This window comes from Ruegeria spongiae, from assembly GCF_023502395.1.
Classification (GTDB): domain Bacteria; phylum Pseudomonadota; class Alphaproteobacteria; order Rhodobacterales; family Rhodobacteraceae; genus Ruegeria_C; species Ruegeria_C spongiae.
In genome coordinates this window covers 18382-38819 of the sequence record NZ_JAMFMB010000030.1, presented here as the reverse complement: position 1 = coordinate 38819, position 20438 = coordinate 18382, and the positions used below count along the sequence as shown (strand labels likewise).

Sequence of the window (20438 nt, the reverse complement as noted above, 5' to 3'; positions counted from 1 at the left end):
CCTACCGGACCCAACCTATGACGAGCGGACCCAATCAGGCAAATGACGTGCGGCTGCTGAGCCTGCCGCAGCTTGCGCCGCTCGGGCGCTGGCAACTGGAACTGCCCCATGACCGGGCGGACCATCTGCTGCTCTGGGTCACCCGCGGTCAGGGCGTGGCGCTGTTTGATGGCGCGCGCGCGGGCATCGGAACGCATAACGCCATTTTTGTCCCCGCACGGCAGCTACTGGCCATTGACCTGGGACGGCAGTGTTTTGGGCAGGCATTGGTGTTGCCGGTTGGCAGCGCACCCTCGCTGCCCGACCGCCCGGTGCATCTGCGGGTACGCGATGTCACAACGCAGAACGAACTGGCCGGGTTGCTGGACGCGATCACCCGCGAACAGGATAACGGCAAGAGCCTGAACTCAAAGGCGGTTCTGGCCTATTGCGAACTGGCCGCGATCTGGTTGCAGCGCGTGATCGAGACCGAGCCCGCCCCAACCCGCGCCAGCGCCGCACGACGGCTGGCGCGCCGCTATTTCGACCGGCTGGTCCACGCCCATGCCACCGGCGCAAGCATGGCCGACCATGCCGCAGCGCTGGGCGTGACGCCGACCCACCTGACCCGGGTCTGCAAATCGCAGACCGGGCGCACGGCGGCGGCCCTGCTGACCGGCCGGGTTCTGCACGAAGCGCGCGCCGCCCTGGTCCAGAGCAATCGCCCCGCCAGCCATATCGCCAAAGACCTCGGCTTCAGCAGCGCGGCCTATTTCACCCGCTTCATGCAGCACCATACCGGCCTTGCCCCGTCGGCGATCCGCCGCAGTGCGGCATAAGCCCAGCCTGCAGGTCCTCCAAGCCGAGCTTTGCCCGAAAGTCGTTTTTAAATCATCACGATGTCGTTTTTGATCCTCGAAAAGGCGAAACCAATCGTTGACGCCCGGGATTTTCTGTTGCCGTATATTGGCATGGGGAACTTGAAAGGACCATCGCGCCTGTGGCGCGCCACAGGATAACCTCCGGCGCAGCCGTTCCCGATCACAATCAAAAACAAACTCACTTACGGGGAGAATTAAATGACCAACAAGACATTGACCGGAAAACCGGTGCACCCGGCGGCCGAGATGCACGCCGAGGAATATCGCGATGGCAAGCTCAGCCGGCGCGAATTCATGGCGCGGGTCACCGCCCTGGGTGTTGCCGTACCCACGGCCTACGGCATGATCGGGCTGGCCTCGCCCGCACAGGCCCAGGAGCCCGAAAAAGGCGGCACGATCCGCTTCCAGATGGAAGTGCGGGGCCTGAAAGACCCGCGCACCTATGACTGGAACCAGATCGCGACCTTCACCGCTGGCTGGCTGGAATATCTGGTCGAGTACAACAATGACGGCTCGTTCAAGCCGATGCTGCTTGAAAGCTGGGAAACCAATGACGATGCGACCGAGCACACTCTGAATGTGCGTCAGGGCGTGAAATGGAACAACGGCGAGGACTTCACCGCCGAGGACGTGGCCCGCAACATCACCATGTGGTGCGACGGCTCGGTCGAGGGCAACTCGATGGCCTCGCGCATGTCCTCACTGGTTGATCCCGAGACCAAGAAAGCCGCCGAGGGCGCGATCACGGTCGTTGATACCCACACGGTAAAGCTCAAGAGCAGCAGCCCCGACATCACCATCATTCCCGGCATGTCGGACTATCCGGCAGCGATCGTGCACAGCAGCCACGACCCGGACAGCATGCTGGACAATCCGATCGGCACCGGCTTCATGCTTCCCGAAAGCCACGAAGTTGGCGTCAAAGGTGTTCTGGTCCGCAACGAAGACCATGACTGGTGGGGATATGCTGCCGGCAAGGGTGGCTATATCGACCGGATCGAGTTCATCGACTACGGCACCGATCCCGCGGCGTTCCTGGCGGCTTATGAGGCCGAAGAGATCGACATGAACTGGGAATCGGTGGGCGAGTTTGTCGACATTTTCGACGGTCTCGGCCTGACCCGCTCGGAAATCCCGTCGGGCTTTACCATCGTCATCCGCACCAACCAGCTGGCCGAAGACGCCGATGGCAACAAAATCTACGCCGACCGGCGGGTGCGACAGGCGATTGCCATGGCCGTGGACAACGAGGTTTGCCTCGAACTTGGCATGGCGGGTTACGGCATCCCGGCTGACAATTGCCATGTGGGCCCGATGCATCCCGAGTTTGATTCCACCGTCAAACGTCTGCCCTTCGACCCGGAACGGGCCAAGGCCCTGATGGATGAGGCCGGATTGGGCGATTACGAACACGAGGTCAAATCGATCGATGATGACTGGCGCCGCAACACAACTGCGGCTGTTGTTGCCCAGCTCAACGATGCCGGGATCAAGGCGCAGCATACGGTGCTGCCGGGGTCGACCTTCTGGAACGACTGGGACAAATACGCCTTCTCATCGACAAACTGGAACCACCGCCCGCTGGGTACCCAGGTTCTGGCATTGGCTTATAAAAGCGGCGAAGCGTGGAACGAAACCGGGTTTTCGAACGCGGAATTCGATGCGCTGCTGGCAGAGGCGAACTCGATCGCGGATGTGGACAAGCGCCGCGAGGTGATGGGCAAGCTACAAGGCATCATGATCGACGAAGGCGTCGTCATCCAGCCTTACTGGCGGACGGCGATGCGCCATCACCGCGACAATATGGTAGGCGTCGAAAAGCACATCGCCGATCTGCCGCAAATCTACAAGTTCGGCCTGATCGGCTAAACGCAAAAACCAAACAGGCCGCGCCCCCGGGCGCGGCTTTTTCGTCCATCAGCGGCGAACAAAAAACAGCGATGCGCGAGGCCTGAATAGCCTCGCACCGGCCACCAACAGGGGCACCTATGGGACTATTCATTTTAAAGCGTGTCGGCGTCATGATCTTGACCGCATTATGCCTGACATTCCTCGTCTTCTTTCTGACCAACCTCTACCCCAACCTGGAAAAGCTCGCCAAGACGCAGGGCAATTTCCGGATGTCGGATGAGCAGGTCAGCAGTTTTCTGGAAAAGGGCGGATATCTACAGCCGATACCAATCAAATACGGTGAATGGCTGGGTGTTCTGCCCTCTTACCGGCATACCAATGAAGATGGCAGCGTTCAGGGCCGGTGCATCCTGCCCGGCAAGACGGCAGAGGAATCGCCCAAATTCTGCGGCATCCTGCAAGGGTTCTGGGGCTATTCCACCGTCTTCAAGGACGAGGTCGCCGGCGTCGTCTCGACCCGGCTGGCGCTGACCGGCAAGCTGATGTTCTGGGTGATGCTGCTGATGGTCCCGTCAGCGCTGTTGCTGGGCATTCTGGCGGGCATGAAGGAGGGATCGAAAACCGACCGGACCCTGTCGACCTTCGCGATCACCACGACGGCAACACCGGAATATGTGTCCGGCGTGATCTTCATCGCGGTCTTTGCCTCGTCTGCCGTTGGGCTGAAATGGTTCAAGGGCACCGCAACCTCGGCGATGGAACACGCCACGTTCGAGAATTTCTTTCTGCCGGTCCTGACCATCTCGCTTTATGGCATGGGCTATATCGCCCGGATGACCCGCGCCTCGATGACCGAGGTGATGACGGCGCAGTATATCCGCACCGCGCGGCTGAAAGGCGTCAGCTTTCCCAACATCGTGATGAAACACGCGCTGCGCAACGCGCTGATCGCCCCTTTCACCGTCATCATGCTGCAGTTCCCGTGGCTGCTGAACGGCGTGGTGATTGTCGAGACGCTCTTCAACTACAAGGGTTTCGGTTGGGTGCTGGTGCAGGCGGCGGGCAATAACGACATCCAGCTTCTGCTGGCGGTGTCGGTGGTGTCGGTCATTGTGGTGCTGGTGACACAGCTGATATCGGATATCGGCTATGTCTATCTGAACCCGCGTATTCGAATTGCTTAAGAGAGGAAATTGAGCATGGAACCTCTCACAACATTCGGAATCATTGCCCGCATGTTTTATCAGTTCACCTCGGTCTGGGTTGCGCTGATCCTGCTGTTTGCCGTCTCGATGGCGTTCAAGCGGCGGCTGGGGCTTTATGGCAAGCTTTATGACAGTCCCATCGGCATGATCGGCTTTGGCCTTGTCATGTTCTGGGTCTTTACCGGCATCTTCGGCGCCATGGATCTGATCGTGACGCAGGATGCGCTGTCGCAGGTCTCTGGCATGAAGAACAAGCCACCGGGAACGCCGATCTCCGGCGCGGAAGAAGGCCAGTATGCCTGGTATCTGCTGGGCGGCGACAATCTGGCGCGCGACGTGTTCAGCCGCATGGTCAAAGGGGCCTGGATCGTGGTGCAGATCGCGCCGCTGGCCACTGTCTTTGCCTTCATGGTCGGGATCACGCTGGGCCTGCCCGCAGGCTATTATGGCGGGCGGCTGGATACGCTCCTGTCCTTCCTGTCGAACCTGATCCTGGCCTTCCCTGTGATCCTGCTGTTCTACCTGCTGGTCACGCCCGAGATCGTGGCAACCGGCGTCCCCAACTACATGGCGACGGTGCTGTTCGTGTTTCCCATCGTGTTTCTGGCCGTACTGCTCAACTCGCGGTTCTACACGCAGCCGAAGTTCCGGACACCGCTTCTGATCGGTGTGCTTGGGGTTGCGATCTGGCTGTACCTGTCGCTGATCTCCAATGACGGCGCGATTGTCGCGACCGACACCTATTGGATACCGGGCATCCCCGGCATTCTGGATCTGTTCGACATTCCCGGCGGTGTGCTGGTGGTGTTCGTCTCGGTGGTCTTCGTCAACTCGCCCACGGTGTTCCGCATCGTGCGTGGCCTGACGCTGGACATCAAGACACGTGACTATGTGGCCGCCGCCCAGACCCGCGGCGAAGGCCCCTGGTACATCATGCTGTGGGAGATCCTGCCCAACGCGCGCGGGCCGCTGATCGTCGATTTCTGCCTGCGCATCGGCTACACCACGATCCTTCTGGGGACATTGGGCTTCTTCGGCCTGGGCCTGCCACCGGAAAGCCCGGATTGGGGCTCGACCATCAACGAGGGGCGCAAGCTGCTCTCGGTCTATCTGCATCCCGCATTACCGCCCGCGCTGGCGCTGCTGACCATAGTTCTTGGACTGAACCTGCTGGCGGACGGGCTGCGCGAAGAGAGCCTGAAGGACTGATGTGATCGAGGCCGGGGGCAGCCCCCGGCCTGCAACCGATTTTAGCTAGATGAAGGGGACGCCCTGACTCTCGCGAGGAGATGACAAGATGAGCAAACTGGCGGAATATGACGGGCCCATTCTGGAGATCGACAAGCTGTCGATTTCCTTCTTCACCCGGTTGCGGGAAATACCGGCGGTGATGGATTTCTCGGTCACGGTGCAGCCCGGCGAGGCGGTCGGGCTGGTGGGCGAATCCGGGTGCGGCAAATCCACCGTGGCGCTGGGCGTGATGCAGGATCTGGGCAAGAACGGCCGTGTCGTCGGCGGCACGATCAAGTTCAAGGGCCGCGATCTGGCCGAGATGAGCGCAGAGGAGTTGCGCGACATTCGCGGCAACGAGATCGCGATGATCTATCAGGAACCGATGGCCTCGCTGAATCCGGCCATGAAAATCGGCAAACAGCTGATGGAAGTGCCGATGATCCACGAGGGCGTCAGCGAGAAAGAGGCCCGTGCCCGCGCGCTTGAGGTGGTCACCGATGTGCGCCTGCCCGACCCCGAGCGGATGCTGAATTCCTTTCCGCACCAGCTTTCGGGCGGGCAGCAGCAGCGGATCGTCATCGCCATGGCGCTGATGTCGAAACCCGCGCTGTTGATCCTGGATGAGCCGACAACCGCGCTGGATGTGACGGTCGAGGCGGCGGTGGTCGAACTGGTCCGTGATCTGGGCAAGAAATACGGCACCTCGATGCTGTTCATCAGCCACAATCTGGGGCTGGTGCTGGAAACCTGCGACCGGCTCTGCGTGATGTATTCCGGCGAAGCGGTCGAGCGCGGCTCGATCAAGGATGTCTTCGACGAGATGCAGCACCCCTATACGCAGGCGCTGTTCCGCTCGATCCCGCTACCGGGCGCGGACAAGAACGCGCGTCCGCTGGTGGCCATTCCGGGCAACTTCCCCCTGCCCCATGAACGCCCGCCGGGCTGCAATTTCGGCCCGCGCTGCGACTATTTCGAGGAAGGCCGCTGCGACAAACAGGACATCGTGATGGAAGCGGTGCCCGGCAATGACCGGCACCACACGCGCTGCCTGAAATACAAGGAGATCGACTGGAACGCGCCGATCACCCTGGCTGAGCAGAAGGAAAAGGGCGAGATCGGCAAAGTCGTCCTGAAGATGGACAACCTCAAGAAATACTATGAGGTCGCGGCCAATGCCCTGTTCGGCGGCGGCGAAAAGAAGGTGGTCAAGGCCAACGAGACGCTCAGTTTCGAGGCCCGCGAATCCGAGACGCTGGCGATTGTGGGCGAATCCGGCTGCGGCAAGTCCACCTTTGCCAAGGTGCTGATGGGGCTTGAGACAGCCACCGACGGGCAGATCCTGCTGGACAACCGCAATATCGAAGGCGTGCCCATCGAAGAGCGCGACACCAAAACCGTGTCCGAGGTGCAGATGGTGTTCCAGAACCCGTTCGACACGCTCAACCCGTCGATGACCGTGGGGCGGCAGATCATCCGGGCGCTGGAGATATTCGGGATCGGCAATTCGGAAGCCGAGCGCAAGAAACGCATGCTGGAACTGCTTGATCTGGTGAAACTGCCGCGCGCCTTTGCCGACCGCATGCCTCGACAACTTTCGGGCGGGCAGAAACAGCGTGTGGGCATCGCCCGCGCCTTTGCCGGGGACGCAAGGATCGTGGTCGCGGATGAGCCGGTCTCGGCGCTGGACGTGTCGGTGCAGGCGGCGGTGACAGACCTGCTGATGGAGATCCAGCGCGAGCATAAGACCACGCTGCTGTTCATCAGCCATGACCTGTCCATCGTGCGCTATCTCAGCGACCGGGTGATGGTGATGTATCTGGGTCATGTGGTGGAACTGGGCTCGACCGATCAGGTGTTCAGCCCGCCCTATCACCCCTATACCGAGGCGCTGCTGAGCGCGGTGCCGATCGCCGACACCTCGATCGAGAAAGAGCATATCGTGCTGGAGGGTGACATCCCTTCGGCGATGAACCCGCCATCGGGCTGTCCGTTCCAGACCCGCTGCCGCTGGAAAACCGAGGTCAGTGGCGGCCTTTGCGACAAGGACGTGCCACCGGTCAAGACTCTGGCGGACGGGCATCAGATCAAATGCCACCTGTCCGACGAGGTACTGGCCCGGATGCAGCCGGTCATCAAGATCGCCGCCGAATAGCCACTTGCCCCGAAAAAGAAAGGGCTGAGCCAACCGGCCCAGCCCTTTGATCGTCGCCGCTGTCAGGACTCGGCGGCGACGGTTTGGTCTTGACGCCTACTCCGCCGGTTCCTGTGCCACGGTGGTGGGAATCCCCGCCTTTTCGCGTTTGCCGTCATTGTAGATCGCCTTGATCAGCGCAATACACTGCAACACCATCACGACCGAGAACGGCAAGGCCCCGATCACCATCGCAGTCTGGATCGCCTTGAGGCCCCCAACCAGCAACAGCGCGGTCACCACAGCCCCCAGCGCAAAGCCCCAGAAGATGATATGGGGGCGGGCTTTCGGGCCTTCGTCGCCCGCAGCATTGATGGTGTTCACGATCAGCACGGCGCTGTCCGCGGTGGTCACCAGATAGGTCATCAGCAGGACAACGATCATCACCGACATGGCCCAGCCGAGGAACGGCGTCAGCATGTATTGCACCATGGCAAAGATCTTGTCGCCATCCGGCGCGCCCTTGATGATGCCCTCGGCGCCGTTGATCTCCAGATTGATTGCGGTGCCACCGGCCCATGTGAACCAGACAAAGCACATCAGCGACGGCACGAACATCGCGCCCAGCACAAACTCGCGAATGGTCCGGCCCTTCGAGATACGCGCCAGGAACAGCCCCACGAACGGTGCAAACGCGATCCACCAGGCCCAGTAGAACACCGACCAGCCGCCCTGCCAGCCTTCCAGCTTCGAGGCGATGCTGTCGGGATTGCCGTCACCCGACCAGACACGGAACATCATGTCCGGCAATGCGATTATGTAATCCCACAATCCCAGGAACAGCGCCTGCAGCCCGAAGAAGGTCGAGCCGAAGATCAGGAAAAACGTAAGCAGCGCAATGCTGAGCACCATGTTGATGTTGGACAGCCACTTGATGCCCTTGCCAACCCCCGACAGCGCCGAGGCGGTCGAGGCGGCCATGATGACCACGATGGCGATCAGCACACCGGTGGTGTTGGCCGTGCCTTCGGCATTGGTCAGGCCGCCGATCCCGATCCGGGTCAGGCCCGCAACAAACTGCTCGACGCCAAAGCCCAGCGTCTGCGCAACACCCAGAATGGTCGCGACCACGGCGACGATGTCCACGACATGGCCCAGCGAACCGGACAGGCGCGCACCAAAGAGCGGCGTCAGCGACGACCGCATGGTCAGCGGCAGGCCGCGACGATAGGCAAAGAAACCAAGCGCCAGTCCGGCAATCGCATAGCATGCCCAGGCCCCAAGCCCCCAATGCAGGAATGACCATTTATAAGCCATTCTGACATTGCCGTCCGTACTGCCCTCGGTGATGCCCTGAATGACCTCTGGGTTATTGGTCCAGTGATACATCGGTTCAGCAACGGCCCAGGTGAGCATCCCCACCCCGATCCCGGCCCCGAACATCATGGAAAACCAGGAGAAATTTGAAAACTCCGGCTCATCGGTATCGAGTCCGAGTTTCAATCGGCCCGCTGTTGGCCAAAGCGCAAAGGCAATACAGCAGATGATGAACAGCGCCACGGTCCAGATATACCAGGCGCCAAATGATGAGAGAATGAACGCGTTGATCGAATTCAGGACCGCACCCGACTGTTCCGGAAACGCAATGGCCCAGACCACAAGCCCACCAATCGCCAGCTTGGACGAAATGGTGACGATGTGGCTGAAGCCCCGATAGAACCCTTCATCGGCAACACCGATGGGCAGGTCTGTTAAGGGTGGTTTGATTGACATGTAACTTCCCTGTTCTGTTCGCAGTTTTATTATTCACGTAACAGAGTTTACGCAATTTTTTTACCTTAGCGAATTTTATTAACAGTCGGGTGTGCTTTTGCAGTAGTAAATTGTTTATGACTGACATTAGCAGGGTTAATAGGAAACTTGGCCATTCGCTCGTCGCGCTGCATGCGTTCGAGCTGGTCGCGCGGTTCGGAAACCTCTCTGGCGCGGCCGAGGCGCTGGGGGTGACGCAATCTGCCATATCGCAGAAGATCAAGGGGCTGGAGGTTGAGCTGGGCGTCGCCCTGTTCAAGCGCGAGCATCGCGGCGTCACCCTGACCAACGAAGGGGCGCGCCTGCTGAAAGTGGTTCGACCTGCCATGACGCAGATGGGCGACTCGGTCGCCGCCTTGCTGGAGCGCAAGTCGAAACCGCGCGTGCGCATCTCGTCGGATTTTGCCTTCGCGACCTTCTGGCTGCTGCCGCAATTATCGGAACTGCGCAACGAACTGGGCGACGAGATCGAGATCCAGATTCTGGCCTCGCAATCCCCGCCTGACAAAAGCGCCGAGGATTGGGATATCAATATCCATGTCCAGTCCTTCAGCACGATCGGCAAAGGACAGGTGGCGCTGCTGCGCGAGCGAGTTGCTGCCGTCTGCAGCCCGAATTTTCTGGCCCGGAACGGACCGATCCCCGCTGCTGCGGATTTGCTGGACCTGCAGTTGCTCAGCCTGTCCAAACCGCCATCGGCGCATTGGCAGACATGGCAGGGATGGTTTGACGGGCTGGGCATCTCGGGCGCGCGGTCCAAGAACTATATCAGTTTCAACAATTACGACATGGTCACCCAATCAGCGATTGCCGGGGACGGCGTTGCGCTGGGATGGCTGGGGCTGGTGGACGGGCTGTGCCGGCAAAACCTGCTGGTGCAGGCCACCGAGGATGTTGTGGTCAGCAATGCCGGTTATGTCATGTCGCGCGATCGCTCCAGCACGCGACGGGGTCCCAACCTCGTCTTTGAATGGATCGAACAGCGCGCCGCCAATCCCGTTGCCCGGCCCGCGCTACCCTCCGCGGCGCAACTCTGAAACCGCCATCCTTCTACGGCGACGGAAGCGCGCAGGTACTGCCGCACTGCATGCCATCCTCAAATCCGATCAGATATTCGTACCGCGCATCGGTCAGGGTTTTCAGGAACGCCACCAGCGCATCAATGCGCTGATCGTCCAGTGCAGGTGCGTCGGTCAGCTCCTTGACCGACAGGGTTCGCGCCACTTCCGGGTCACGCCAGGGCGCGCCGGTTTCCGGGTTGATCTGACGGGCGGCGGCCTTGGTGTTGAATTTGTTGTAGAACAGCACAACGGTGCGCAGATCCTCAAAGACTCCATTGTGCATATAAGGCCCGGTCACCGCGACATTGCGCAAGGTGGGCACCCGGAACTTGCCCTCCTGCGCCGGATCGTCAATCGCCGGATTGGCCAGCAGCCCGGCATCGGCCAGATCAGCCGGTACGCCGTTACGGGCGCGCACCGCCGCGTGGGTGGGCACGCCGATATTGTGATATTCGTGATTGGTAAAGATCTCGCCTGGGTCGATCTCGCTGCGCTTGAGCTGGTGGCATTGGTTGCAGTTGCTGAATTGCTGCGAGAAGAACAGCAGACGGCCCAGTTCCTCTTCCTGGGTAAGCTGGTATTCGCCCTTGAGAAACCGGTCATATTTGCTGTCAAACGGCGCGAAGACCTCGGTGCGCTCGAACGCGGCAATGGCCGAGGTCATGGCTGCATAGGCCTGTTCCGCATCGTCAAACACCGCCGCGTCGAACAGGCTCTGCATGGCGGTGACGTAATCGGGGTTCTCCTGCAACCGCGCGACGACTGCGGCCTTGTCGGGCATACCCATCTCGATCGGGTTCAGCGGCGGCCCTCCAGCCTGATCCTCCAGCGTGGCTGCACGCCCGTCCCAGAACAACCCCCCGGCCCAGACGCCATCCTTGGTGCGGTGCAGGCCCGGCACCAGCGCGGCATAAGAGGCGGTCGGCGCGTTCCGGTCGCCCAGCGAGTGCCCGTCATCGCCCAGCGACACCGCCCGGCCCAGATCGGTTTCGCGCGGATCGGCGAATCCCGACATCGGGTCGTGGCAGCTGGCGCAGGACATGGTGCGGTTGGCCGACAGGTTGGTGTCAAAAAACAGCGCCTCTCCCAGCGCTTCCAGACTGGTCTGCGGCTCGGCATGAACCGTCCCGGCGGTCAGGCCAAAGATCACGGCGATAAGAATCGGTCGCATGAGGATAAGGTCTCCGAAGCGATAAGAATTTGGCTTCGGTATACCAGATAAAATCAATCAGGATTTGATTCAACGCAAACCTGCGTCACCCGCCCCAGATCTTTTTCACGTAATTCTTGGTTTCTTTGTACGGTGGCACCCCACCATGCTTCTGAACTGCTTTCGGCCCCGCATTATAGGCAGCCAGCGCCAGACGCCAGGATTTGAACTCGCGGAACTGGATCGACAGATAACGCGCGCCGCCATCGAGGTTTTCGTAAGGATCATGCGGGTTCACGCCCAAGGACCGTGCGGTCGCTGGCATAAGCTGAGCCAGCCCCAGCGCCCCCTTGTGCGACTTGGCGCGCGGGTTCCAGTTGCTTTCCTGCTGCACCAGACGCAGAAACAGCTCTTCGGGTACATTGTGGCGCCGCGCGGCATCCCGTGCCATGGCGGTGTACTGGCCCCGGTAATTGCCGGTATAGCGCTGATTGAAGCTTTTATGCGCCGAAGGCGGTCGCAGACGCACCGAATTCTCGTACTGGCTGGCCCCGCGTGTATCGAGGAATTTCGCCTGGTTCTTGAACAGGTCCCTGCGGTTCTTGGTTCCGAACATGTCCGCCGCCGCCGGCACAGCCGACACCGCAACACACACAACAACAAGCCCCGAAAAAAACCTGCGCATACTCACTGCCCGTCACCTACACCTCGACGCGGGACTATACATATTCCCAGAGAAATTGGAAGGCATCCGCCCCGCGCCACCCGAGGGTGTGACCTTGGATGTCCGCGACCCCTGCATATGGTGTTCCAAGCCTGCTGCGCTCCGTATAGGGTCTCCGCGACGGATCGCGCAGATTCGCGACACCAAGACAAAACAACAGATGGGGAAAGCCATGGCAGGCTCGGTCAACAAAGTCATTCTTATCGGAAATCTGGGCCGCGATCCCGAAGTTCGATCATTCCAGAACGGCGGCAAGGTCTGCAACCTGCGCATTGCCACCTCGGAGAACTGGAAAGACCGCAATACCGGCGAACGGCGCGAGCGGACCGAGTGGCACTCGGTCGCGATCTTCAACGAAGGTCTGGTCCGCGTTGCCGAGCAATACCTGCGCAAAGGCTCGAAAGTGTATATCGAAGGCCAGTTGCAGACCCGTAAATGGCAGGATCAATCCGGTCAGGACCGCTATTCGACCGAGGTTGTGCTGCAGGGCTTTGGTTCGACACTGACCATGCTGGACGGCCGCGGTGAAGGCGGCGGCGGCGGTGGTGGTGGCAGCTATGGCGGTGGTCAGGGCGGCTATGACAGCGGACCGCAGGGCGGCGGCTATGGCGACTCGCGCGGTGGCGGCGGCAGCGCCCCTGCCCCGGCCTCGGGCGGGATCGACGATGACGAGATTCCGTTCTAGGACCCGACAAAGGTGACATGGTCCTTCCCGATAGGCCGTCTGCTGGGATCGGAACTCAGGGTCCATGTCACGTTCTTTCTGCTGATCGCCTGGGTCGGGTTTTCGGCTTATGGCAGCGGCGGCGCATTTGGCGCCGCCTGGAACATACTCTTCGTGCTGGCGCTGTTCGCCTGTGTTGTGGCCCATGAGTTCGGCCATGCGCTGATGGCGCGCCGCTTTGGCATCCGCACCCCCGACATCACCCTGTTGCCGATCGGCGGTCTGGCCCGGCTGGAGCGGATGCCCGAAAAACCGGGCGAAGAGATCGCAGTGGCCCTGGCCGGGCCGGCAGTGAATGTGGTGATCTGCGCGCTGCTGTTCGTGCTGGGCGCGCGGATCGGGCCTGACACGCTCAGCGGTGTCGAGAGTCTTGGTTCCGATTTCTGGAGCCGTCTGGCTTTGGTGAACCTGTTTCTTGCGGTGTTCAACATGCTCCCGGCTTTTCCGATGGATGGCGGGCGGGTGTTCCGCGCCGCTCTCAGCCTGTGGATGGACCGGGCAAAGGCCACGCGGGTGGCGGCGCTCACCGGTCAGGGTCTGGCCATTGCTCTGGGGTTTTATGGGCTCAGCACGGGCAGCCCGGTTCTGGTGCTGATTGCGGTCTTCGTGTTTTTTGCGGCCGGTGCGGAAAGCCAGGATGTCGCCATGCGTGCGATCTCGCGCCGGTTGGTGGCACGCGATGCGATGATCACCAGCTTCGAGAAACTGACACCCGAAGATACCCTGAATTCCGCAGCCCAGGCGGTGATCCGCACCACGCAGCATGAATTTCCGGTGGTGGATACGTCGGGCGCGCTGCTGGGTTTCGTGACCCGCGCGGGCCTCTTTGCGGCGCTGGCCAGTGATCAGCCCCGCACGACCCCGGCAAGCTCGGTGATGGAGCAGGACATCCCCCGCGTTGCCCTGACCGCCAAGCTGGACACCGTGCTGGCCGCACTGCATGAAGGCGCCCCGGCGGTTGCCGTCTGCGCCAGCAACGGCATCATGCTGGGCTATATCACCCGCGAGAATGTGGGCGAGTTGATGGTGATCCGGGGACGTTGAATATTTTCAACGGCTTGCAAGTGCATCTTCAAGCACTTGATACACCGCATCGGCGGGCACGTCCGAGGTGACAAAGGCTTGCCCGATACCACGCGCCAGAATGAACCGCAATTGACCGTCGATCACTTTCTTGTCCTGCGCCATCAGCTCCAGCAACGCCTCGGCCCCGGGCAACTCGCCGGGAATATCGACCAGATCGGTCTTCATTCCCATCGCCTTGAGATGCGCGCGGACCCGGCTGGGCTCCTCCTGCGGGCACAGCCCCAACCGCGCCGACAGCTCAAAGGCCAGCGCGCAGCCGATGGCAACGCCCTCGCCATGCAGCAGACGGTCGGAATAGCCGGTGGCCGCCTCCAGCGCGTGGCAGAAGGTGTGGCCGAGGTTGAGCAGCGCACGGTCGCCCTGTTCAGTCTCGTCCCGGGACACGATATCGGCCTTCATCTGTACCGAGCGGGTCACTGCCTGCACCCGTGCACCCATGTCGCCCGCCGACAGCGCCAGTCCGTTCACCTCGAGCCAGTCGAAGAACGCCGCATCGCCCAGCAGGCCATACTTTACCACCTCACCATAACCGGCGATGAAATCGCGCGGGGTCAGAGTCTGCAGCACCGACGTATCGGCCAGCACCAGCGAGGGTTGATGAAAAGCGCCGATCAGGTTCTTGCCCTGCGGCGCGTTGATGCCGGTTTTGCCGCCCACCGAACTGTCCACCTGCGCCAGCAGCGAGGTTGGAATCTGCACGAAGCGCACGCCCCGGCGCAGCACCGCTGCCGCAAAACCCACCAGATCGCCGATCACACCGCCGCCAAGGGCCACGACCAGATCGTTGCGCTCGACCTTCTCACCCAGCAGCCATTCCACCGTGCGTTCGAAATGCGGCCAGCTTTTGGTAGCCTCTCCGGCGGGCAGTTCCAGCGAGACCATCTCGATCCCCGCTGCGGCCAAACCGGCGCGCAGCCCTGCAAGATGCAGTGCCGCCACCTGTTCATCCGAGACAACCGCCACCCGCGGTCGCCGCAGCATCGGCGCGATCCGCACGCCTGCCTCGGCCAGCAGATCCGGGCCGATCACAACATCATAAGACCTGTCGCCCAGGTCCACATACACCGTTTCTTGCATTCAGTTCCGTTCCAACACGTCGGGCCGGGTCTCAAGCACCCCGATCACCCGGTCCACCATCTGTTCGATCGCGGCCTCGCCATCCGACACCACACTCAGATCCGACTTGGCATAAAGCGGCACCCGCGCCTGATAAAGTGCGGCCAGCGTCGCATGCGGATCGTCGGTGCGCAGCAGCGGGCGGGTGTCCTTGTGTTTCACCCGGTTCCACAACACGCCAAGCTCGGCATTCAGCCAGACCGACACACCGCGCGCGGAAATTATCGCGCGGTTGGATTCGGACAGGAACGCACCGCCACCGGTCGAGAGTATCCCGCGCTCTTCCTCCAGAAGCCGGCTGATCACCTGGCTTTCCTTGCTGCGAAAGAACGGCTCGCCGTCACGGGCGAAAATTTCGGGTATTGTCATGTTTGCAGCTGATTCGATCTCGGCGTCGCTGTCCAGGAAGGGGACCGCAAGACGCTGCGCAAGCGCCCGGCCCACAGCGGTTTTCCCGGCTCCCATCATGCCGACCATAACCACCGTCTTGTGCAGCCGCCATACGCCATGCGAAGGAGATTTGGCCAGGTTGTGCTCAATTTCGCTCATTTGCCCTTGAATGACGTGATCTTGTGAAAAAGGCTAGCTATAACTTGGGGCAAAACGACGAAAAGAGGCAGTTGCAGCTATGGGCCGTCTGATTAAATTTTTGCTATACGTGATCTGCCTGTGTTTCCTCGGGTTGATTGGATATGCCTATCTTGGCCCGTTCTTCGGTGTGGATTTCAGCGCCCCGCAGAGCGAGGTGCGACAACCGGTGACACTGGATGCGAACTAGACTTGCGCTGCTCCTTGCCGCGCTGCCGGTGTTGGCATCGGCGCAACATCCACTGTCCGCGATCGAGTGGCTGAATGACCCGCCCCCGGTGACGCTTCCGGGCACGGTTTTGATGGAACCGCCGGTGACCACTGTGGGACGGCAACCTGAGATCGCGGTGCGGCCACTGGATGCGCCCAGCCCGGCCATCGGGCTGGTGCCGTCTGCGGTGACCGGCCTGCCAGTGGATTTGTGGCGCGGCAGCGATCCGGCGCGGCTGGCGCAACTGATCGCGCAGGTGCCGGTGCGCAACTCGCCGGCGATGCAGAAGCTGCTCTATTCGCTCTTGCTGACCGAGGCGACGGCCCCTGCGGGCACCGGAGCCGAAGAAATCCTGCTGCTCGCCCGGCTTGACCGGCTGCTGTATCTGGGCGCGACCGATCCAGCGCAGAATCTGGCGCAGGTGGCCGGGGCGACCCGGAATGCCGACCGCTTTCGGCGCTGGTTCGACGCGACACTGCTGACCGGTGACGAGGATCGCAGTTGCGAGGTGCTGGCCTCGGCCCCCCATCTGTCGCCCGGCTATGGCGCGCTGATCTTCTGTCAGGCGCGCCGCGGCGACTGGCCAGCCGCCGCCCTGACGCTGGAGGCCGCCCACGCACTTGAGCTGCTTGAACCTGACCGGCTAGACCTGATGGACCGGTTCCTCAGCCCCGACCTGTTCGAGGGCGCACCACCCCTGCCCCGGCCCGATGCGCCCGACCCGCTGACCTTCCGCCTCTATGAGACGATCGGCGAGCGGTTGCCAACCGCACCGATGCCGCGCGCCTTTGCGACCGCCGATCTGCGCGATGTGGCGGGCTGGAAGGCGCAACTGGAAGCCGCCGAGCGGCTGACACGGATCGGCGCGCTGACACCGAACCATCTGCTGGGGCTTTATACCGAACGCAAAGCTTCGGCCTCGGGTGGGGTCTGGGACCGGGTGGATGCCCTGCGGCGGTTCGACAAGGCCCTGCAAAGCGGCAGCCCCGAAGCGGTGGCCAAAACCCTGCCCGCTGCCTGGTCCGCCATGCGCGAGGTCCAGCTTGAGGTGCCCTTTGCCGAGCTGTTCTCCGAGCAGCTGGATCAGATCGCGTTCACCGACCCCGATGCCACCCGTCTGACCTGGGAAATTGCGCTGCTTGCGGGCGCGCGGCCACGGGCCTCGGACGGGGCGGCGGCCTCGTTGTTTCTGGCCGCGCTCGCCAATGGCAATCCGCGTGACCTGACCGCGCCCGACACCACGGGTCAGGCCATCGCCGAGGGGTTCGCCGCACCGCCGCTGCGCCCCGAGTTGCAGGACATGATCAATGGCGGGCGATTGGGTGAGGCCATTCTCGAGGCGATGATCCTGTTCGGGGACGGCGCGAGCGGCAACCCCGCCGATCTGACGGCGGCGATCGCGTTGTTCCGCGCGGTGGGTCTGGAGGACACTGCGCGGCAAGCGGGCCTGCAGCTGATGCTGCTGGATCGGGGATGACCATGACAGCACCGCAGACACAGGACCTCTGGATATCCAGCTTTCTCGAAGCGCAGGCTGCCGAGTTGGGGGCCGCCACCAACACATTGTTGGCCTATGGCCGCGACTTGCAGGATTTCTCCGCCTGGCTGATCCGCAAGAAGTTCGATTTCGCCCGCGCCGAACGCGATCAGGTCGAGGCCTATCTGATCGCTTGCGATGCCGAGGGCCTGTCGCGCGCGACCCGCGCCCGACGGCTGTCGGCGATCAAGCAAATCTACCGCTTCGCCTTCGAGGAAGGCTGGCGCAGCGACAATCCGGCCATTCAGATCCGCGGTCCGGGGCGGCAGAAATCGCTGCCCAAGACGCTGGAGGTGGTCGAGGTCGACAGGTTGCTCGCCGCCGCCCGCGAGACCGGGCGCGGCAAAGCGGACCGCGTGCGCAACACCTGCCTGATGGAGCTGCTCTATGCCACCGGAATGCGGGTGACCGAACTGGTGTCGCTGCCGGTGTCGGCTGCGCGCGGCGACCCGCGCATGCTGCTGATCCGGGGCAAGGGCGGCAAGGAACGCATGGTGCCGCTGTCCCCTCCCGCCCGCGACGCGCTCGCCGTCTGGCTGACCCTGCGCGACGAGGCCGAGGACTTGGGCGCCACCAAAGGCAAACCCCGCTCGCTCTTTCTGTTCCCGTCGCGCGGCAAGCTGGGGCATCTGACCCGGCACCGGTTCTATCTGCTGATCAAGGAACTGGCCGTTGCAGGCGGCGTGTCCCCGGCCAAGGTCACGCCACACACCCTGCGCCACGCCTTTGCGACCCACCTGCTGGCCAATGGCGCCGATCTGCGGTCGATCCAGACGCTTCTGGGCCACGCAGACGTCGCCACCACCGAAATCTACACCCATGTTCTGGACGAACGGCTGGCCGAGCTGGTGCTGGATCACCACCCCCTGTCGAAGAAACCGCGTTAAGCTCTTGAACGAGCAGAACATGGTGCCCATAACGGGCATGTATCTATGATAGTCTAGGACCAATGGACCCGACCCCTTCCGTGATCGACAGCGCATTCTGGATCACCTCTGGCGCAATCCTGTTTCTGCTCATCCTCTCCGGCTTCTTTTCCGGCTCCGAGACCGCGTTGACCGCAGCCTCGCGCGGCAAGCTGCGGGCGCAGGCCGACAAGGGCAATCGCGGGGCGCAGCGGGCGCTCAACATCACCGATGACAATGAGCGGCTGATCGGCTCGGTCCTGCTGGGCAACAATCTGGTCAACATTCTGGCTGCCTCGCTGGCCACCGCGCTATTCACCCGCATCTTCGGCGAAAGCGGCGTGGCACTGGCGACGCTGGTGATGACGCTGCTGGTGCTGATCTTTGCCGAGGTGCTGCCCAAGACCTATGCGATCACCAATGCCGAAGAGGCCGCATCGCTGGTGTCGCGACCGATCAGCATAGTGGTGACGCTGTTTGCCCCCATGGTCAGCGCGGTCCGCCTGTTCGTGCGCGGGGTGCTGCGGCTGTTCGGGGTGCGGATCGACCCGGATAGTCGCATCCTTGCGGTGCGCGAAGAGATCGCCGGTGCGCTGCAACTGGGCCATTCCGAAGGCGTCGTCGAGAAAGAGGACCGCGACCGCATTCTGGGCGCGCTCGACCTCAACGACCGGGCGGTCGAGGAAATCATGCTGCACCGCTCGAATATCGAGATGATCGACGCCGCCGCCGAGCCCGAGGCGATCCTGGAACAATGCCTGCAAAGCCCTCATACCCGCCTGCCCGTCTTTCGCGACGAGCCCGAGAACATCATTGGCGTGGTCCATGCCAAGGACCTGTTCCGCGCCATGTATGCGCAGGTCGGCGGCGCGGGTGGTGACGCCGATCAACTGCGCAACTTCGACATCTCGAAAGTATCAAACGATCCCTATTTCGTACCCGAGACCACCACGCTGGACGACCAGATGCGGGAATTTCTGCGCATGCGCAGCCACTTTGCGCTGGTGGTGGACGAATACGGCTCGCTGCGCGGGTTGATCACACTCGAGGATATTCTGGAGGAGATCGTCGGCGAGATCACCGACGAGTTCGATCTGGACGAAGAGATCCAGATTCAGAAGGCCGAAGACGGCCAGTATCTGGTCGAGGGCGCGATGACGATCCGCGACCTGAACCGTGCCACCGACTGGCATCTGCCCGACGAAGAGGCCAATACCGTCGCCGGTCTGGTTATCCACGAGGCGCAGATGATCCCTATCGTGGGCCAGGTCTTTGCGTTCCACGATTTCCGCTTCGAGGTCACCGCGCGCGAAGGCAACCGGGTGACCGAGCTGAAGATCCGCCCCCTGCGCCTGGCGAGCTGAGCCTCCACGAATGTGATTTCAGTGGTCAGGCGGGTTTGCTTGCGTCAGTTTGGCGACAGGAGGACCCCTTATGCCAAGCCTGAAACGGAAACTCAGCGACCCGGCGCGCCGGCTCACATCCGCGATCTGCACCATCCCGTCCGCGATCGTGACCCAGGCGCTTGCGGCGTCGGGGATGGATTTCGTCATGATCGACATGGAACATGGCGCGGTGGATCATGGCACATGCCACGCGATGATCGCGGCCACTGCCGGGACTGAGTGCGCCCCAATGGTCCGTGTCGCCCAGAATGACCCCGCGCAGGTCAAACGCGTGCTCGACATGGGGGCCGAGGGGATCGTCTTTCCACTGATCCGCGATGCCGAAGATGCCCGCGCCGCCGTTGCCAGCCTGCGCTATCCGCCGCGCGGCACACGCGGGTTTGGTCCGTTCATCGCGCAGTCCCGCTGGGGCACCTCCCTGACCGGCTATCGCGCGGAAATCGAGGATCATCTGGTCTGCTGCCTGCTGATCGAAACCGCCGAAGCGGTCGCGAATATCGATGCGATCTGCGCGGTCGACGGGATCGACCTGCTGGTGGTGGCCGCGTTTGATCTGACCACCTCGCTTGGGATCAGCGGCCAGTTCGACCACCCCGATTACCTGCGCGCCCAACAGATCATCGAAGAAGCCGCGCTGCGCGCCGGGCTGCCCCTGGGAGGTGCCGCGCTGAACGCGACGCAGGCGGCGGCGCTGTTCGAACGCGGCCACCGGGTCATCGCCGGGTTCGACGTGTTGTGGCTGAAACAGCAAACGGCCGAGATGACCTCATGGTGCGCGGGCTGACCGACGCGACACGGTGATGTCGCAATCCGAACAGCCCATGAGATCAACGCCGCC

The 20438-nt window shown here is 62.2% G+C and carries 18 protein-coding genes; 13 read left to right on the top strand and 5 right to left on the bottom strand.

Going from position 1 to position 20438, the window contains the following annotated elements:
- Positions 1-17: 17 nt before the first annotated feature.
- The 5 genes from M3P21_RS18530 (at position 18) to M3P21_RS18510 (ending at position 7301) form a co-directional block, all read left to right on the top strand.
- Positions 18-818, top strand: a complete 801-nt coding sequence (locus tag M3P21_RS18530; protein WP_249712411.1) for an AraC family transcriptional regulator — start codon at positions 18-20, stop codon at positions 816-818.
- Positions 819-1058: 240 nt separating this feature from the next.
- The gene (locus M3P21_RS18525) at positions 1059-2729 is read left to right on the top strand and encodes an ABC transporter substrate-binding protein (RefSeq protein WP_249712409.1); all 1671 of its coding nucleotides are present in this window, start codon (positions 1059-1061) and stop codon (positions 2727-2729) included.
- Positions 2730-2848: 119 nt separating this feature from the next.
- Complete coding sequence (locus M3P21_RS18520; protein ID WP_249712406.1) at positions 2849-3895, top strand: ABC transporter permease; 1047 nt, start codon at positions 2849-2851, stop codon at positions 3893-3895.
- A gap of 15 nt (positions 3896-3910) precedes the next feature.
- Complete coding sequence (locus M3P21_RS18515) at positions 3911-5125, top strand: ABC transporter permease (protein WP_249712404.1); 1215 nt, start codon at positions 3911-3913, stop codon at positions 5123-5125.
- An 88-nt stretch (positions 5126-5213) separates the two neighbouring features.
- Positions 5214-7301 (top strand): dipeptide ABC transporter ATP-binding protein, encoded by a 2088-nt coding sequence (locus M3P21_RS18510; protein WP_249712401.1) that lies wholly within the window; start codon positions 5214-5216, stop codon positions 7299-7301.
- Positions 7302-7397: 96 nt separating this feature from the next.
- Here M3P21_RS18510 and M3P21_RS18505 read toward each other — a convergent pair whose 3' ends face one another.
- Complete coding sequence (locus M3P21_RS18505) at positions 7398-9053, bottom strand: BCCT family transporter (protein WP_249712400.1); 1656 nt, start codon at positions 9051-9053, stop codon at positions 7398-7400.
- 116 nt (positions 9054-9169) lie between these two features.
- On the opposite strand from M3P21_RS18505, the gene M3P21_RS18500 reads away from it, so the two are divergent.
- A complete protein-coding gene (locus M3P21_RS18500) occupies positions 9170-10129 on the top strand; it encodes a LysR family transcriptional regulator (protein ID WP_249712398.1) in 960 nt (319 codons plus the stop codon).
- A gap of 13 nt (positions 10130-10142) precedes the next feature.
- Here the strand turns inward: M3P21_RS18500 and M3P21_RS18495 are convergent, their stop codons facing one another.
- Both M3P21_RS18495 and M3P21_RS18490 read right to left on the bottom strand, forming a co-directional pair.
- The gene (locus tag M3P21_RS18495; RefSeq protein WP_249712396.1) at positions 10143-11324 is read right to left on the bottom strand and encodes a cytochrome-c peroxidase; all 1182 of its coding nucleotides are present in this window, start codon (positions 11322-11324) and stop codon (positions 10143-10145) included.
- 85 nt (positions 11325-11409) lie between these two features.
- Complete coding sequence (locus M3P21_RS18490) at positions 11410-11988, bottom strand: lytic transglycosylase domain-containing protein (protein WP_249712394.1); 579 nt, start codon at positions 11986-11988, stop codon at positions 11410-11412.
- Between the two features lie 211 nt (positions 11989-12199).
- On the opposite strand from M3P21_RS18490, the gene ssb reads away from it, so the two are divergent.
- Together ssb and M3P21_RS18480 are read left to right on the top strand one after the other, a co-directional pair.
- On the top strand, positions 12200-12712 hold the full coding sequence (ssb, locus tag M3P21_RS18485; protein WP_249712392.1) for a single-stranded DNA-binding protein: 513 nt from the start codon (positions 12200-12202) through the stop codon (positions 12710-12712).
- A gap of 12 nt (positions 12713-12724) precedes the next feature.
- Entirely contained in the window at positions 12725-13795 is a 1071-nt protein-coding gene (locus M3P21_RS18480; RefSeq protein ID WP_249712390.1) for a site-2 protease family protein, read from the top strand.
- 6 nt (positions 13796-13801) lie between these two features.
- Here M3P21_RS18480 and aroB read toward each other — a convergent pair whose 3' ends face one another.
- Together aroB and M3P21_RS18470 are read right to left on the bottom strand one after the other, a co-directional pair.
- Positions 13802-14914 carry a 3-dehydroquinate synthase gene (gene aroB / locus M3P21_RS18475; RefSeq protein WP_249712389.1) on the bottom strand — a complete coding sequence of 371 codons (1113 nt, stop codon included), beginning with the start codon at positions 14912-14914 and terminating at the stop codon, positions 13802-13804.
- Positions 14915-15502, bottom strand: a complete 588-nt coding sequence (locus M3P21_RS18470; RefSeq protein ID WP_249712387.1) for a shikimate kinase — start codon at positions 15500-15502, stop codon at positions 14915-14917.
- A gap of 79 nt (positions 15503-15581) precedes the next feature.
- Here M3P21_RS18470 and M3P21_RS18465 point away from each other — a divergent pair, with 79 nt between their 5' ends.
- From M3P21_RS18465 to M3P21_RS18445, 5 genes are all read left to right on the top strand, one after another.
- Positions 15582-15731, top strand: coding sequence for a hypothetical protein (locus tag M3P21_RS18465; RefSeq protein WP_249712384.1), 150 nt, complete (start codon positions 15582-15584; stop codon positions 15729-15731).
- On the top strand, positions 15721-17229 hold the full coding sequence (locus M3P21_RS18460; RefSeq protein ID WP_249712382.1) for a hypothetical protein: 1509 nt from the start codon (positions 15721-15723) through the stop codon (positions 17227-17229). Before M3P21_RS18465 ends, M3P21_RS18460 begins: the two co-directional genes overlap by 11 nt.
- A 2-nt stretch (positions 17230-17231) precedes the next feature.
- The gene (locus M3P21_RS18455; RefSeq protein ID WP_249712431.1) at positions 17232-18176 is read left to right on the top strand and encodes a tyrosine recombinase; all 945 of its coding nucleotides are present in this window, start codon (positions 17232-17234) and stop codon (positions 18174-18176) included.
- A gap of 62 nt (positions 18177-18238) precedes the next feature.
- The gene (locus tag M3P21_RS18450) at positions 18239-19558 is read left to right on the top strand and encodes an HlyC/CorC family transporter (protein WP_249712379.1); all 1320 of its coding nucleotides are present in this window, start codon (positions 18239-18241) and stop codon (positions 19556-19558) included.
- Positions 19559-19628: 70 nt separating this feature from the next.
- Entirely contained in the window at positions 19629-20384 is a 756-nt protein-coding gene (locus M3P21_RS18445; RefSeq protein ID WP_249712377.1) for an HpcH/HpaI aldolase family protein, read from the top strand.
- The last annotated feature ends 54 nt before the right edge of the window (positions 20385-20438 follow it).